This is a genomic window from Peribacillus sp. NPDC097675 (assembly GCF_050277655.1).
Lineage (GTDB): Bacteria > Bacillota > Bacilli > Bacillales > DSM-1321 > Peribacillus.
Genome location: NZ_JBNNSK010000006.1, coordinates 1 through 16,696, shown reverse-complemented (window position 1 = coordinate 16,696; position 16,696 = coordinate 1). Strand labels below are relative to the sequence as shown.

The 16,696-nt window shown below is 37.0% G+C and carries 16 protein-coding genes; 1 reads left to right on the top strand and 15 read right to left on the bottom strand.

What is annotated here, in order from left to right:
• Positions 1-82: 82 nt before the first annotated feature.
• From ACQKL5_RS10245 to ACQKL5_RS10215, 7 genes are all read right to left on the bottom strand, one after another.
• The gene (locus ACQKL5_RS10245) at positions 83-754 is read right to left on the bottom strand and encodes an ABC transporter permease (protein WP_427608507.1); all 672 of its coding nucleotides are present in this window, start codon (positions 752-754) and stop codon (positions 83-85) included.
• A gap of 17 nt (positions 755-771) precedes the next feature.
• Entirely contained in the window at positions 772-1,680 is a 909-nt protein-coding gene (locus ACQKL5_RS10240; protein WP_427608506.1) for an osmoprotectant ABC transporter substrate-binding protein, read from the bottom strand.
• 11 nt (positions 1,681-1,691) lie between these two features.
• Entirely contained in the window at positions 1,692-2,345 is a 654-nt protein-coding gene (locus ACQKL5_RS10235) for an ABC transporter permease (protein ID WP_427608505.1), read from the bottom strand.
• A gap of 12 nt (positions 2,346-2,357) precedes the next feature.
• The gene (locus tag ACQKL5_RS10230) at positions 2,358-3,509 is read right to left on the bottom strand and encodes a betaine/proline/choline family ABC transporter ATP-binding protein (RefSeq protein WP_427608504.1); all 1,152 of its coding nucleotides are present in this window, start codon (positions 3,507-3,509) and stop codon (positions 2,358-2,360) included.
• 404 nt (positions 3,510-3,913) lie between these two features.
• The gene (locus tag ACQKL5_RS10225) at positions 3,914-4,972 is read right to left on the bottom strand and encodes a S1C family serine protease (RefSeq protein WP_427608502.1); all 1,059 of its coding nucleotides are present in this window, start codon (positions 4,970-4,972) and stop codon (positions 3,914-3,916) included.
• Positions 4,973-5,304: 332 nt separating this feature from the next.
• Positions 5,305-5,973 carry an NAD-dependent epimerase/dehydratase family protein gene (locus ACQKL5_RS10220; RefSeq protein ID WP_427608501.1) on the bottom strand — a complete coding sequence of 223 codons (669 nt, stop codon included), beginning with the start codon at positions 5,971-5,973 and terminating at the stop codon, positions 5,305-5,307.
• Between the two features lie 73 nt (positions 5,974-6,046).
• Positions 6,047-6,625 carry a histidine phosphatase family protein gene (locus tag ACQKL5_RS10215; RefSeq protein ID WP_427608789.1) on the bottom strand — a complete coding sequence of 193 codons (579 nt, stop codon included), beginning with the start codon at positions 6,623-6,625 and terminating at the stop codon, positions 6,047-6,049.
• A gap of 319 nt (positions 6,626-6,944) precedes the next feature.
• Between ACQKL5_RS10215 and ACQKL5_RS10210 the strand changes: the two genes are divergently transcribed.
• The gene (locus ACQKL5_RS10210; protein WP_427608500.1) at positions 6,945-7,475 is read left to right on the top strand and encodes a DUF2179 domain-containing protein; all 531 of its coding nucleotides are present in this window, start codon (positions 6,945-6,947) and stop codon (positions 7,473-7,475) included.
• 42 nt (positions 7,476-7,517) lie between these two features.
• On the opposite strand, the gene ACQKL5_RS10205 is transcribed toward ACQKL5_RS10210, so the two are convergent.
• The 8 genes from ACQKL5_RS10205 to glgB all read right to left on the bottom strand — a co-directional run bounded on the left by ACQKL5_RS10205 (position 7,518) and on the right by glgB (position 16,394).
• The gene (locus ACQKL5_RS10205) at positions 7,518-7,796 is read right to left on the bottom strand and encodes an HNH endonuclease (RefSeq protein ID WP_427608499.1); all 279 of its coding nucleotides are present in this window, start codon (positions 7,794-7,796) and stop codon (positions 7,518-7,520) included.
• A gap of 17 nt (positions 7,797-7,813) precedes the next feature.
• A complete protein-coding gene (locus tag ACQKL5_RS10200) occupies positions 7,814-8,206 on the bottom strand; it encodes a cytosolic protein (RefSeq protein WP_427608498.1) in 393 nt (130 codons plus the stop codon).
• A 62-nt stretch (positions 8,207-8,268) separates the two neighbouring features.
• Positions 8,269-9,024 (bottom strand): exodeoxyribonuclease III, encoded by a 756-nt coding sequence (locus ACQKL5_RS10195; protein ID WP_427608497.1) that lies wholly within the window; start codon positions 9,022-9,024, stop codon positions 8,269-8,271.
• A 76-nt stretch (positions 9,025-9,100) separates the two neighbouring features.
• Positions 9,101-10,606, bottom strand: a complete 1,506-nt coding sequence (cls, locus tag ACQKL5_RS10190; RefSeq protein WP_427608496.1) for a cardiolipin synthase — start codon at positions 10,604-10,606, stop codon at positions 9,101-9,103.
• A gap of 107 nt (positions 10,607-10,713) precedes the next feature.
• The gene (gene glgA / locus ACQKL5_RS10185) at positions 10,714-12,150 is read right to left on the bottom strand and encodes a glycogen synthase GlgA (RefSeq protein ID WP_427608495.1); all 1,437 of its coding nucleotides are present in this window, start codon (positions 12,148-12,150) and stop codon (positions 10,714-10,716) included.
• Between the two features lie 13 nt (positions 12,151-12,163).
• Positions 12,164-13,270, bottom strand: a complete 1,107-nt coding sequence (glgD, locus tag ACQKL5_RS10180) for a glucose-1-phosphate adenylyltransferase subunit GlgD (protein ID WP_427608494.1) — start codon at positions 13,268-13,270, stop codon at positions 12,164-12,166.
• A 17-nt stretch (positions 13,271-13,287) separates the two neighbouring features.
• The gene (locus tag ACQKL5_RS10175) at positions 13,288-14,454 is read right to left on the bottom strand and encodes a glucose-1-phosphate adenylyltransferase (RefSeq protein WP_427608493.1); all 1,167 of its coding nucleotides are present in this window, start codon (positions 14,452-14,454) and stop codon (positions 13,288-13,290) included.
• A complete protein-coding gene (gene glgB / locus ACQKL5_RS10170; protein WP_427608492.1) occupies positions 14,454-16,394 on the bottom strand; it encodes a 1,4-alpha-glucan branching protein GlgB in 1,941 nt (646 codons plus the stop codon). The genes ACQKL5_RS10175 and glgB overlap by 1 nt, the downstream gene beginning before the upstream one ends.
• Between the last annotated feature and the right edge of the window lie 302 nt (positions 16,395-16,696).

Genomic DNA, 16,696 nt, shown 5'->3' with positions numbered 1-16,696 from the left:
TACTACTTGCTTCTCTTTCTTAGAAATAATCATGTTAAAAAAAGGCAGTAGCATTTGATTTGCTACTGTCTTTTTAAGAAGTTTATTTTACTTCAGAAGGGCTTAATTTTTTTCTTTTTACCGGTGAAAGAGTTCGTTCTACCCAACCTAATAGAAAATCAGATAGGATAGCCATTAAAGCCGTCGGAATTGCACCGGCTAGAATGATTGCTGTACCATTGGTAGCATTGGTTCCTCTGACAATGATATCTCCTAAACCACCTGATCCCACGAATGTACCTACCGCAGTTACACCAATGGCGACAACAAGGGCAGTACGAAGGCCGGCCATGATAACCGATAAGGATAAAGGTAGTTCGACCAATCTCAGTAACTGAAATTTAGTCATCCCCATCGCTTTACCCGATTCTAAATAGGCGTGATCGATACTTGAAATTCCAATATATGTATTTCTTAAAATTGGTAGCAAAGAATATAAGAATAGAGAGACAATGACTGTGTTCGTTCCTAGTCCCATCACGAGCATAAGAAGAGCTAACATGGCTAAAGCCGGTGTCGTTTGAATGACATTTGTAATAGAAAAAACCCATGTGCTTAACTTTTTATGTTTGGCTATAAAGATGCCTAACGGGATGCTAACGATTGCTGCAAAAAGAACACCGTAAGCAGACATTAAAAAGTGGCGGTAAAATTCAGTAAGAACGTACATCCAATTCTGCGAATAATACGTGCCGAGTTGTTGCAAGGTATTCATTAATCTGCACCTCCTATTTACTCAAAATAATTATTAGCTTCAAGAAACTCAGTTGCTACAGTTGATGGTTCTTTCAATTTCCCATCAACTTCGTAGTTTAGTTCCTGCATCTTTTCTGTTGTAATAATGCCAATTAGTTTGTTTAGTTGTGGCTCAATTTCCGGAAATCGTTCTAACACAGCTTCTGTTGCTACTGGCGAACAATCATAAGGTGGGAAATAGTTTTTGTCATCTTCTAAAAGGTACAGGTCGTTTGCTTTTATCCGACCGTCTGACGAGTAAGCCAAAACTATATTCATTTGGCCATTTTTAACGGCATCGTAAACAAGGCCAATTTGCATAGGGTACGTTTCACCAAACTTTATTCCATAAGTATCGACAAAACCTTTATAACCATCGCCTTCTCTTTTCAGCCAAGCATTGTCGACACCAAGGCTTAAATCCTCAGCGTCTTTTTTCAAATCCGATATGGTTTTATAGCCTTTTTCTGCGGATAATTTTTGTGAGATTGTAAATGCATAGGTATTATCGAAGCCATATGAATCATAAAATTTGAAATTGTATTGTTTTTCGAATTCTCGTTGAACAATTTCCATAGCTTTTATAGGGTCTTTTTCAATATCCTGTGATAAAACACTGGTTAAATCGGTCCCTGTATACCGAGTAGCTGCAATGTCAATATCTCCACTTTCCATTGCTTTTTGCTGGACGAAATTCGATCCAAGATTTTTAATGATTTTCGTATCAAGATCTGTATTTCGCTCAAGCAGCTGGGCTATCATATTCGCCAATATTTCAGATTCTGTCATACTCTGCGCACCGATTTTAACAGTATTATCAGAAGACGAACCTAAGCCTGGCAATGAGCAACCACTGATGAATAAGGTAAATAATAAAAGGACCGCAATACTTGTTTTTCTATACATGGTAATCCTCCTCAAGCTACTTCCTTCATGCCTTTCAATCCTTTTGGAACGACTTTCCGTTCAATGATTGAGAATATATAATCTATAAGAATGGCCATGATAATAACCGGTACAGCACCTGCGATGATATATTCTGTTTGGTATAAGTTCAAACCGATGAAAATATAATCCCCTAGCCCACCGCCACCTATGAATGAGGCCAATGTAGCCCAGCCAATCAAATAAACGGAAGCTGTACGTATCCCGGCCATAATGACCGAAAGCGCGAGTGGAAATTCAACAAGCCGTATTCGTTCCCAACTTGTCATCCCGATTCCTCTTCCTGATTCGAGAAGAGTAGTGTTTACTCCCTTAATGCCTGTATATGTATTTCGAAGAATAGGTAATACAGAATAGAAAAACAATGCAATAATGGCAGGTGTCTTGCCAACTCCGAAAAATGGTATGAAAAAGGCCAGTACAGCCAAGCTAGGAAGTGTCTGCATGATGTTAGCGATTCCGATAATAATCGATGCACTCTTTTTCATCCGTGTTAACAAAATGCCCAATGGGACTGCGACTATGATCCCTAGTAAAACAGCAATCAATGAAATATATAAATGTTCCCATGCTTTATAGAGCAATTCCTGCCAGTTTGTTTGTAAAAAATCTAAGAATGTATTCATTTCTTTCTCCTCCTACAACGCCCCGGCCATTTCTGCCTCTAGATTTTCTTCTTCACCCCATATACTGTCGTATACAATGTCGACCAATGTTGCCCTTGTGACAATACCGACCAAATGTTTATTTTGGTCAACTACAGGCACATATTTGAATCCGCGTTTTAAAATTTTCTGTACTGAATCCCGGAGTAAAGAGTCCTGGTTCACCGAATAAACTTCTGGGTTGATAATTTCACTTATATATTTTGCCTTTTTACGATATTCACTAATCGTTTCAACGTCTACAAAACCTTTTAACACATTGTTCTCACCTACTACTAATAATGAGTCAACACGTTTCTCACGCATAATTGTAATGGCATCGGTAAGAGATTTTTCTTCGGTAATTGAAATCGGATTTCTACTCATAATTTGTTCGACTAATAGGTTAGGTCTTGGTTGAAGTAAACGTTCTTTCCCTATAAACTCCTCAACGAATTCGTTGGCGGGATTTCTTAAGATTTCATCCGGAGTTCCCACTTGGATGATTTCGCCAGCTTTCAAGATCACAATACGATCCGCGAGCTTAATTGCTTCATCCATATCATGAGTGACAAACACAATGGTTTTATTGAGGGTACGTTGGAGTTTCTTGAACTCTTCCTGTAGGGCATCACGTGTAATCGGATCAAGTGCACCAAATGGTTCATCCATTAAAATGAGAGGAGGATTGGAAGCGAGAGCTCTAAGGACACCGATTCTCTGTTGCTGTCCACCGCTTAATTCGTATGGATACAGATCTAGGTATTCCGGACCCATATCAACAAGTTGTAGCAGTTCTAAGGCACGTTCTTTTTTCTTCTGCTCACTCCATTTAAGTAGCTTTGGAACGAGAGTGATATTTTCGAGTATCGTCATATGAGGAAAAAGGCCAATTTGTTGTATGACATAGCCTATCTGTCTTCTTAACTCAACTGGATCCTTCTCCATAATATTTTCTCCATTAATGAGTATTTTTCCATCAGAAGGTTCAATTAGGCGGTTAATCATTTTCATTGTTGTCGTTTTTCCGCAACCACTTGGACCAATGAAACAAATAAATTCCCCTTTTTGAATATCCAGTGAAATATTCTTTACAGCTTTCTTTCCTCCTTTATATACTTTTGATACATTTTCAATTTTCAACAAAAGAAGCACCTCCATCAATCTCACAAATGAAATTTACATTTTTTACAATAACATTACAAATATTATACAGACAGTCTTATTTACCCACCCCTTTAACCATGTAAACCTAAAATTCAAATTACTTAGGCATTTGGAATTAAATGTGAAATGGCTTTTTTGAAGAAACAGTTAATGCTCTGGTATTTCTATAGGAATTTTAATTTTCACTTTATATGAAAGATTTTAAAAAATTCTTAACTACTGTGTTTGTTTTATTATTATATATTCTACCGAGGTTATTTTTGAAATAAATAATCCGGGAATTAGGATAAGTTCTCTTATTTTCACTAAAAAATCCATTCCCGTATATGCGGAATGGATTTTTTACATTTTTGTAGTTTCAAGCTGTATTTCAAAGCTTGCATTTAGAAGTCACTATCATCACTTTCATAGTCTTCATAATCCTCGAAGTCCTCTTCATCCTCTTCAACTTCATAGTCTTCGTTTTCGTCTTCTTCATCGTATTCATTATATTCGTCGTAGTCTTCATCGTCGTTCTCGTAGTACGAATCATCGTCTTCTTCATAATCTTCATAACTATCGTCGCTATCATCTTCTTCTATTTCTTCTTCGTAGTCTTCTTCATATGCTCCGTCTTCTTCTGCTTCTGACCATTCTTCTGGGATATCATAATAACTGTCTTCGTCATCATCGTAATCGCCCCCCTCGAAATACCATTCATCATCTGATTCATCTTCATAATAGTAACTGCCAGAGTCATTATAAAATAAATCGTTAATTTCCTGTTCTGAGAGTGGATTGGCGATCCAGCCTTCAATCATTAGCAATATATCCTTTATCGGTATGCTAAATCCTACTGATTCATCCGCTATTAATCTTGCAGAATTAATGGCCACAGCTCTACCTGTTTCTATGGAAACAAGAGGGCCGCCGCTACTTCCTGGAGCAATATGAGCTGACATTTGATAGATATTGTCATATGACCGCTCTCCAATAAGGAAACTACGGTCTATCCCGGTAATCGTCCCTAGGGTAGCCGTATTTTCAAGACCTAAAGGGCTTCCTAATGCTACTACTTCCTGGCCGATTTTAGCTCCTCCTGTTTTTTCTACATCTATCGGCTTTTCCCCGGCTAGTTTTGGGACTCGAATAACGGCTACATCCGTGTCATTTGAATAACCGATAACCTTCCCGTTAAACTCCGTACCACTTTTATCTTTTATGCTTGCCTCAAGATACCCCTCCACGACATGAGCATTAGTAAGAACATCGCCTTTGTCATTAATCAAAAATCCTGAACCTTGGCTGTTTCCGGCAAAAATCGTAAACACTTTTTTCTGAGATTCCTCAATGATCTGTGTCACACTTTTTTTTGTTTCTTCTTTCATTTTCTCAACTGGTTTTGAGGCTACAACCCTTGTTACTTCTTTCTTCTTATGCTTTTTATCGTTTTTAGTTTCCATGGCAGTAGATAAGGCAGTTTTTTTGTTGTCCGCCTTATCCCAATAGTATTTGATGGAAAAAGCAAAAGTTAATGTGCTTAAAATACTTAATATAACTAAAAATGGTATTAATTTTGATTTCTTTTTCTTATTTCTACAACTAGAACAATAGATATCTTTACTTGATAATTTCTCACCACATGTCGAACAATACAAAAAACCACCCGTTTCAATAAGACTTTATACCTATTATATTGAAATATAAGGAATATGTATATTAAAATAATCACAATAAAAACGAGTCCATTATATAAGACTCGTTTTTATTTGCTAACGTTTTTCGAATAAGTCATTTATCTTCCGCTAGTGAGCTTTTCTATTTCGTTAGAGTGGTAAACATGATTTCCAGTTGAGCTGGATTGTGCTGCAATACTCATGGCAGTAGCGACCGTTTTTGCACGTATTGCACGATAAGGGCGTAATGGGCCAATTAATAAGAATTTAAAAAATGAACTCAGTGTACCAGTAACCTTTTCTCCTATCCGAAGTTCACTTCGATCTCCCAGCAATATCGATGGTCGGAAAATATGTAAAGAATTCAATTTTAACTGTTTTAGTGTTTCTTCCATCTCTCCCTTTACTCGACTATAGAAAAACTTTGATTTAACGTCAGCTCCCATAGCGCTTATCACCAGTAAATTATCGACATTTACCACTTTGGCCAATTTTCCAGCCTCTATAACATAATCATAATCAACTTTACGAAAAGCCTCTTTTGTTTTGGCTTTTTTGATGGTAGTGCCTAAACATATGAATACATCGTTGACATAGAATAGATCCACGTACTGCTCCAAATTATCAAAATTAACAATATGCAATTCACAAATAGGGTCCTTAAAATCGAATTCTCTTCTCGATAACAGATGGATAGTTTCATAATTCTTATTCGTACTTAGCACGTTAATTAATTGGGTACCTACGACTCCAGTAGCCCCTAAGATTAATGCCGTTTTTTTTGTCATAATATCCTTCTTTCCATTTAATATGCGAAATGGCCATCCTATTCCTATTGCACAAAAGATAACTGTTTATATATCAGGACAAATGGTTCACTTGATTAAAATCGGTTATAATCCATGAATTCAGCTCATATTTAATCGTACTTAAGCAAGCATTGGAAAGTTTAGTTTGTTTTGATACGATACTTTCATTCGACATCATCCGTAAAATCATATGAATAACTGCTCCATGTGCAACTAAAATCACTTTTTTATCAGGATATTCCGTTACAATGTCCTGAAGTCCCTTCAAGAGCCTTTCTCGTAAATATTCATCATTCTCCTGATTCGGATAGTTTTTATCAACAAATGCTACTTCTCTTTCATCAGCTGACATACCTTCAGCATCACCAAAATTCTTTTCAATGAATTCTTCTTTAAGGATAATTGGAGAATCGACCAATTGAGCTATAATCTCCGCTGTTTCCTTTGCTCTTTTTAGAGGGCTAGAGATCATGACATCCCAAGTGTCTTTCGATAAAAATTCCCCGCATTTCCTCGCTTGTATCTTTCCGCTTTCATTTAATGGTATATCCGTTTGTCCCTGTAATTTCCCTTGTACATTCCAATCGGTTTCTCCATGGCGTACTATACAAATCGTTGTAATGATATTCATTCCTTTCAAAATATATTGTGATACTCGACGAAGTTCATTGCTTTCTGTTCTTACATGTCTTACATATGTTAAAAACCACAATGATTTTGCTTGAAGATTTGGCATAGGCCCTTTAAATAAATAATGATACCAAATTTTTAGTGAATTAAGAATCAGGGAACCTTAAACATTGATTAATCATAGACATTATAAATGTATATAGGAATTTAGTATTACTACATAATATTTCCATAGCTTTATTTATTGTCATATGTTTAGATTATGGAAGATGTTTCATATGAGATATCTCACAGATTAAATAAAATGGAGAGGTGCTCACATGAAGGAAATTCTTCTAATCTTATTGTTGCAACTTATATATGTTCCCATTTATACATTACGCACTATATTCTTAGTCAAAAATTTAACCTCTTTAGCCTCTGTTTTAGGTATTGCTGAGATGTTAGTTTACGTCTTTGGTTTGTCCCTCGTATTTGGCGGTGACCAAAGCATACTCGCCATGGTTGTATATGCGGTAGGGTTTGGTATAGGGATTATTTTCGGAACGAAAATTGAGCAGAAACTTGCTATTGGTTTTATCAATGTTACCGTCAATACCCAGACAAAAAATGGTCAGTTGATCGATACTCTAAGAGACAATGGATTCGGTGTTACCCTCTATACGGGCGAAGGTAGGGATAGTAATCGTTACCGGATGGAAATTTTAACGAAACGTAACCGAGAACAAGAATTAATTGCAACAGTTGAAAAGTTTGAACCCAAAGCTTTCATTATCTCTTATGAACCAAGGTATTTTAAAGGCGGATTTTTACTCGACCGCTTAAAGAATAGAGGAAGCACTAATCGATAGATATACTAAAACCCATCTTACATCCAAGATGGGTTTTTTGGGTTATTTAGTTTTTGATTTCCTTGTTTTGACAGCTTTTGTTGCCGGTTGTTTCTTGATCCATTTTATATATTTTTTCAAAGCTTCATCATCTTTTAATAAAGTAATATTATACAATCGAATAGCTAACTCACGATTTGAATACAACGCGTGGATTTGTTTGTGGCATGATTTACAAAGAAGAGCTGTTGGTAATCGACTGCCCCCTTCCTCTCTGGGTGTTAAATGGTGTACAGTCAGTTCAATTTCACTTCTAGAACATAATTCACACGTCCCACGCATGACTCCACCTCGTATAATCAGGGTTCAATGTTTTTACCTTCATCCACAATATGAAACATCAAATGTGCCAAATGATGAATCGGACCATACACTTCCTCTTCTTCCCCTTCTTCCTCTTCCTCCAAACCTTGTAAATAAAGAGCCATGAATTCATAAAAATCATTTCTTGAAAATGAATAACAATCACTAGGATCTTTACTTTCCTCGGGATAATGAAGTACTAGATGGGAAAGGTCTCCACCTTCATTTTCTGCATCAAAAAAGACAAAGCTGCCTACATTCGTATCAAGTTCGAATAGCCGGCGAAATCCCCTTGTCCTCGCCTCAATAAATTCACTTGATGTCAGTTTTTGTACTTGCATACTATCTATATTATCTTCCTGGTGGAAACTTACGATAAACGTGTTCATCTCTTAACCTCCTGTTAACCTGGTTAAAAGATAGTATTCCCAGCTCAACAGATTTATCCTAGTTAAAAAGTTGTTTCCAAGATAATGGGACAATGGTCGCTTCCCAATATATTGGAGTGTATGCTGGCATCTTTTAAATCTTCAGCCAAACGCTCCGAAACTATAAAGTAGTCAATACGCCATCCAATATTTCTTTCTCTCACCTTGCTCATATAAGACCACCAGGAGTATGCCCCTTCCTGCTCGGGATAAAAATGGCGGAAAGTATCAATAAAACCTGCTTCTAGCAAGTCGGTCATTTTGCCTCTTTCTTCTAGAGTGAAACCTGAGTTTCCAACATTAGTTTTAGGATTTCTTAAATCTAATTCAGAGTGAGCTACATTAAGGTCCCCACAGTAAATAACTGGTTTCACTCTATCCAATGCCTTTAAATGTTCAATGATCTCATCTTCCCATTCAAGTCGGTAATCAAGCCTCGTCAAATCCCGTTTAGCATTAGGCGTATATACATTTACCATATAAAATTTCTCGAATTCAAGTGTAATAATTCTGCCTTCTGGCTCTTCTTCCTGGTCACCCACTCCATACTTAACCGAAATAGGTTTTTCCTTCGTGAATATCGCCGTACCTGAATATCCTTTTTTCAAAGCATAATTCCAGTATTGATGATACCCTTCTAATTCAAGTGTAATCTGCCCTTCTTGAAGCTTAGTTTCTTGCAGGCAAAAAATGTCGGCATCCACTTCTTTAAAATATTCCAAAAATCCTTTTTTCACACATGCTCTAATCCCATTAACGTTCCAAGAAACCAATTTCATTTTTTATTATATTCTCCTTATCTCTCTCTGTTTTCATTTCTACCCCTACTATACTATTGTTTCGATTGCTTGCCCATCAGAGTATATTGGAAAATAAGCGAGCAAATGATTCCTTTGAACGTTCCATTAAGGTCCTGTTTTTATAGGTGAGGGGATCAATTCTTTCACTATCTCTTATATCTTCTTGATAATGCCTTACTAAATCATCAATGGAACTGTTCCCTAACAAAAAGACATTCACCTCAAAGTTTAAATGAAAGCTTCGCATATCCATATTCGCTGTGCCTATAGAAGCCATGTCCCCATCTACAATGATAATTTTTTGATGTAAAAACCCTTTTTTGTATAAGTATACTTCCACGCCAAATTGAAGAAGTTCACCAAAATAGGATCGACTGCCGTATTGGGTTAAGAAACCATCATTTACGGCCGGGACCATCAGGCGGACTTGAATCCCTTTTAACGCAGCATGCTTCATCGCGGCTTTAATGGCTTGGTTAGGCACAAAGTATGGGCTTGCTATCCAAACCGATTTGGTTGCATTCGTTATAAGTGAATAATAATAATCACTCATGATTCCCTGCTGGGTATCTGGTCCACTTGCAACTACTTGGACAGCCCCATCTCCTTTTTCAAACTTATTCATCTTCGGTCTTTCTTCTAAAACATCCTCTCCACTTACATATTCCCAGTCCATTAGGAATACGGTATGAAGCATATAAACCGCTTCCCCTTTAAGGACCATATGGGTGTCACGCCAAAATCCAATGTTTTTATTTTTTCCTAAGTATTCTTCCCCAACGTTCAGGCCGCCCACAAAACCAATCTCTCCATCAACAATGATAATTTTCCGATGATTTCTAAAATTGAATTTTTGATTGAAAAATCCATGCTTTAATGGAGAAAATGGAAAAGCTTTAACGCCTGCCTCTTTCATGCGCTTAATTTCTTTGTTTGCAAGACTTAAGCTTCCTGCAGCATCAAAAATGAATAATACCTCTACCCCACTATTTGCCTTTTCAATCAGGATATCTATGATTTCCTTACCGAGCCTATCAGACCGAAAAATATAATATTCAATATGTATAAATTTTTCCGCTTTTTTTAACTGATCAATGATTTCTGCAAACGTTTCGTTCCCATTTTTTAAAACCTTTGTTTTCGAAGATGTGCTGATGGTCGTCTCTGAAGCATTCTTTGCAAAATCTGTAAAGGAATGTTGATGGTTATTCAAAAAAGACAAGTCTGGAGCCGCTATATCATTGACAAGTTTTTTCCATTCATCTCGATCTTTTCTTCTTTTAGTTTGAAATAAATAGCCTTTAAGATAGAGTTGACCTGAAAACAAATAGAAAATATAGCCGAAAACAGGAAAAAACAAAAGCACATACATCCATAAAAGCGTATCATGAGCAAACCTATTTTCAAGCATGAGCGAAAATATAGTTATCAGCATAACAACTATGTATAATCCCATAAAAAATAGCTTCACGTTGAAGCTAACCGAACTAAATAAAACCATATAAACAGATGCGATTAAAATAAATAAAAATACAATTTCCATTCTTCTTCTACTTTTCATCTCTCATTCTCCTACTAAAAAATTTATATCTATATATACCCATAAATCATCACAAAAGAAACAAAAACACTTACGATTTATTTTTTCGTAAGTGTTTTGTCATGGTTTTATTTTTTGATTGGAATTAAGCTTTCATATAAATTCATATAGTGTAAGGATGAAGAATCCCAACTAAAATTTTCCTTCATGGCGTTTTCGACAAGCTGCTTCCACCTTTTTGGTTGAAATTTATACATCCCTACAGCCTGTTCAATTGTATGGAGCATATCGTGGGCATTATAATTCGCAAAGCTAAAACCATTACCTTCACCTGTAAACTGATTGAAAGGAATGACAGTATCACGAAGTCCTCCAGTCTCTCTGACCAACGGCAATGCACCATAACGCATGGCTAAGAGCTGACCGATCCCGCATGGTTCAAACTGTGATGGCATTAAAAATAAATCAGAGCCCGCATAAATCCTTCTAGCCATTCCTTCATCGAAATACGTATTCGTTGACACTTGATTAGGATATTGCTCGGCTAAATTACGAAAAGCTGATTCATATTTTTCTTCACCAGTACCTAGTAATATGAATTGGATGCCTTGGGCCATCATTTCATGAAAGACATGAAGGACAAGGTCCATCCCTTTTTGATCAACTAATCGTGTCACCATTGAAATGACCGGTACCTCATCATTCACGGGGAGATTCAATGTCTCCTGTAAATTACGTTTGTTCTTCATTTTTCCATCATATGTCGTAAAAGGTATTGGTAAAAATTCATCCGTTGAAGGATCATAGGATTCATTGTCTATTCCATTGATGATACCCTTAAGATCACCATTTCTTTTACGCAGATAGCCATCCAATTGCTCTCCGTAATAGGGAGTCTGGATTTCTTCTGCATAACTAGGGCTTACGGTTGTGACATAGTTTGCGAAGGCCAAACCTGCTTTAAGATAACTCACATTACCATGGAATTCAAGACCATCGATATTAAAATATAATTCACTTAAATCAAGTAATTCCGCTAGTACAGTTTTAGGGTAGACACCTTGATAGAGCAAATTATGTATGGTGAATACCGTTTTGATATTTTCATATAAAGGATGCTTTTGATAATGTGCTTTTAGCAATACACTGACCAATCCCGTTTGCCAATCATGACAGTGGATGATATCAGGAAGATCTTCTATATAAGGAATAGCCTCTAATATCGCACGGGAGAAGAATGCAAATCTCTCACCATCATCAAAATACCCATAACTGCCGTGTCGCTTAAAATAATATTCATTATCAAGAAAATAATATGTAATACCATTCGCAACCAATTTTTCAATTCCACAAAATTGCTGGCGCCACCCTACAGGAACCTCGATACTGGTTACATGTGTCATTTCCTGTTTGATATGAAAGGGAAGGTCTTCAAATTTAGGAAGAATAACACTTACATTGATTCCCTGCTTTTTAAGCGCTTTTGGCAGCGCTCCTATTACGTCTCCAAGCCCTCCCGTCTTAATAAAGGGAGCGCATTCTGAAGCAGCAAATAGAACATTCATAGCTGTACCTCCATTAAATAACTTCTGCTTTTTTTATAACAGTGGGTTGTTGTGGGCCAATAATTTCTTTATCTCTTGTTATTATTACTTCTTTATCCGTTATAATATTTTCTACGACTGCCCCTTCTTCTATCTCACCTTTTTGCATGATGATGCTATTCTTAACTACTGCCCCTTTTTTCACCTTGACGCCTCTAAATAGAATACTGTTCTCAACCGTACCTTCAATATTACACCCATTGGCTATCAAGGAATTTGTAACTTTAGAAGATTGTGTGTATTTAGCCGGTGCTTCATTTTTAATTTTGGTATAGACATCCCATGTATCTCCAAAGAAAGTACGAATAACAGAAGGATTCAAGAAGTTCATGTTACTGGAGTGAAAACTTTCAATTGAATGTATGAATGGCATATCTCCATTGAAATGATAGCCTTTAACAGTTAAACGGTGAAGATTGGCTTTAACCGCATCCTTCAAGAAGTCATATTCTCCATTGGCAACACAACTCTTAATTAAATTCACCAAAAGGCTTTTACTGATAATGAAGGTTTCAAGACAAACATGATCACCTGGTTGAGGTATAGTAAAAAAGCTTATGTCTGTAATAGCTCCATCCGAACTCACTGAGCACTTATGGTAAATGGGTTTTTCAATGGATTTACCTACATAATCCTTATAAACCACAGTGATATCCGCTTTCTCTTTTTTATGGTAAGCAAGAACTTCATTGAAGTCCAATTTACAAACATGACATCCAGGAGATATGATGACTGTATCTGCCTCTGCCCGCTCAAAAAAGCTGAGATGATCATAGAATTGTTTCATATCTCCCGTTACCGTCTCGTCGGGATGAATAGGAGGCAAAATGAATAATCCACCTGAACGGCGATCCAAGTTCCATTCCTTCCCAGATCCTAAGTGATCCATGACAGATAGATATTTTTCTTTTGGAAATACGGCAACCTTTGAAACATCTGCATGAATGAAATTTGACATGGTAAAGTCAATAAGACGGTATCGACCACCAAAAGGCACAGAAGCTACATTGCGATGAGCGGTCAATTCTTTTAAATGTTGTTTTTCGTTAATTAAATTGATGATTCCTAACACATTTTCCATAGCAACGCCCCCATGATTTAATTAAGAGTGATCTTTTTTTTATTTGAATCAGTAATGGTCTGATTTTCACCAATTAAGGTGATATCGGCAGTCACTGTGGAATTACCAACAATTGCTCCATCCTCAATGACGCAATTACTTGCAATGATACTTCTTTCAATATGAACGTTATTGCCAATTGTCACATTTGGCATGATGACAGAATCTTTAATGGTTGAACCATAGCCGACCTTTACATTATAGGATAAGACGGAGTGATCGATGGTACCATATATCATACAGCCTTCGTTCACAAGCGACTGTGTGACAGTTGCTTCTCTCGAAATATATTGTGGCGGATGATTTGCATTACGGGCGAAAATTTTCCATTGTGGGTCATCCAACTGGAAACTCGGAGATTCTTCCAATAAGTCCATATGCGCTTGCCACAGGCTCTCCACCGTCCCGACATCCTTCCAATATTCATTAAATCGGTAAGCATACAAATTCTTTCTATCTTCCAGCATTTTAGGAATGATATTGCTGCCAAAATCATTCGAAGAATTCGAATCCTTTTCGTCATTTATAAGGTATTTCCTCAAAGTTTTCCAATTAAAAAGGTATACACCCATAGAAGCCAGATTACTCTTTGGGTATTTAGGTTTTTCATCAAACTGAGTGACTCTGTCACCTTCATTCGTATTCATAATACCGAAACGACTTGCTTCCTGCCATGGAACCTGGATAACGGCTATAGTTGCTTCTGCAGATTTATCGATATGATAGTCAAGCATTTTGCTGTAGTCCATTTTATAAATATGATCACCCGAAAGGATTAGGACGTGCTCAGGATCATAATTATCAATGTATTGAATATTTTGGTAAACGGCATTAGCTGTTCCTTTATACCATTCTCCACCCTCTTTGCCTTGGTAAGGGGGTAGGACGGACACACCCCCAACATCTAAATCCAAATCCCATGCTTTTCCGTTTCCAACATAATCATTAAGTATCAATGGCTGATATTGAGTTAGTACCCCGACTGTATCGATACCAGAATGAGTGCAATTACTTAGCGGGAAATCTATGATTCTATATTTCCCTCCGAAAGGAACAGCCGGTTTGGCCAAACCTATGGTCAATTCACCTAACCTTGACCCCTGACCTCCTGCCAACAACATCGCAATCCATTTTTTCGCTCCCATTAATCGATCACTCTCCCCGCCCTTTTTTTTGTTTGTTTCATGAAAATTGATATTCCTAGTGGTGGAACCGTTATATTCATACTGTATCTCTGATTGTGATAAGGTTCTTTTTTCACTTGAAGAGATCCTTGATTGATTTGACCTGACCCTCCAAAGTTTAGAGCATCACTGTTAAAGACCTCCATATATTTCCCTTGAGATGGCACACCGATTCGGTGCTGATAGTGTGTCTCTTCTGAAAAGTTACAAACGACGATACAATAATCACCTTTTCGCTTTCCTTTTCTCATAAACGTAAGGATACTTTGGGAACTATTATTTGGTTCTATCCATTCAAAGCCCTCCTGGTCATGATCCTGTCTCCATAGTGATGAGGTCTCCCGATAAAATTGTTGTAGCGTTCGAAAGTAAAGAGCCAATTTTGTGTGGGACTCATATTGCAAAAGAAACCAATCCAATTGCTCATCATCTTTCCACTCAATGAACTGTCCAAATTCTCCGCCCATAAATAGCAACTTTTTCCCTGGATGTGCCATGAAATAACCAAGGAGCAAACGTAAATTTGCAAACTTCTGCCAATAGTCGCCAGGCATCTTATTTAGTAAGGACCTTTTTCCATGGACTACATCATCATGTGAAAAGGGTAAGACGAAATTTTCTGAAAATGCATAATAAAAAGAGAAGGTTAAGAGGTTATGATGATTTGGTCTTTCTCGTGTATCTAGTTTCATGTATCGGAGGATATCATTAGCCCATCCCATATTCCATTTATAATTAAAGCCTAGACCTCCTATATCCGTTGGTGAAGTAATAAGGGGTCTATCTGTTGCTTCTTCAGCCATCATTAAAGCATGAGGATATTTATTAAAAACCACTTCATTCAGTTTTTTTAAAAACTGAATCGCTTCTATATTCTCTTCTCCGCCATATTGATTATGAAGTTTTTCTGGCAGGGGATTATCATGATTCAGATAGATCATTGAAGAGACGGCATCAACACGGACACCATCAATATGGTAAACATCCATCCAGAACATCACATTTGAAATGAGAAAACTATTAACCTCTGGTTTCGTAAAATCAAAGTTAAAGGTTCCCCATATAGGCCGATTCGCTCGATTATGATCAATTGGTTCATAGAGTGGAGTCCCATCGAAACGGGCAAGCCCATGTGAGTCTTTACAAAAGTGAGCAGGAACCCAATCCAGAATGACACCTATGCCCTTTTGGTGGCAGAGGTTTACAAAATATTTAAAATCATTCGGAGATCCATAACGGCTATTGACTGAGTAATAACCTGTCACCTGATAACCCCATGATTTGTCGAATGGATGCTCCATTATTGCCATTAATTCAATATGGGTGAACCCATTGTCAACGACATACTCAACTAGGCTATCTGCCAACTCCCGATACGAGTAAAAGTCCGACAACTCCGTCTGTTTCCAAGTGCCTGGGTGCACTTCATAGATGGACATAGGTTTATGATAAATATTTCCCTTTTTCTTATCGCTTACCCATTTAGAGTCTTTCCATTCAAAAGTATCCAGTCTTTGAACGATAGAGGCTGTATTAGGTCTTTTTTCGGAATAAAATGCATAAGGGTCTGCCTTGAGAAATCGCTTATTTTCCGGTGAGTGTATTTCATATTTATACAAATCACCTTCTTTTAATCCCGGGACAAATAATACCCAGATTCCCGAATGCTCGATACGTTTCATATTATGGTCAGTACCATTCCAGTCATTAAAATTCCCCACTACTGACACTTTCTTGGCATGAGGTGCCCAAACAGCAAATCTTACACCTTCTTTACCTGATGATGTTAGAATGTGTGCCCCAAGCATCTTGTAACTTTCATAAAGCGTACCTTCATGAAATAAATATAAATCAAAGTCACTTGGATAACTTTCTTCTAGTTGGCCAATCACTGTCTTCATTTATTCGCCTCCATCAACATGAACAATATAAACTCGATAGCATACTCGTTTCAATAATTACCAGTTCATATATATATTCGTTAAAAATAGGATTTATCCTTCAACCAAAGGCGATATATTGTAATAAATGCCCAATATAATCTTTTTCGAAACATTTAAATGGAAACAATACCAATAAATGTTATTATATTTCCCGAAAAATCAATTAAGGGGCTGTCCCAAAAGTCAGGAAAATGACTTTTGAGGGCAGCCCTTTTTCTATTGAAAAAAGCATACAAAAAAACCGTCTTTTCTTGTAAAAT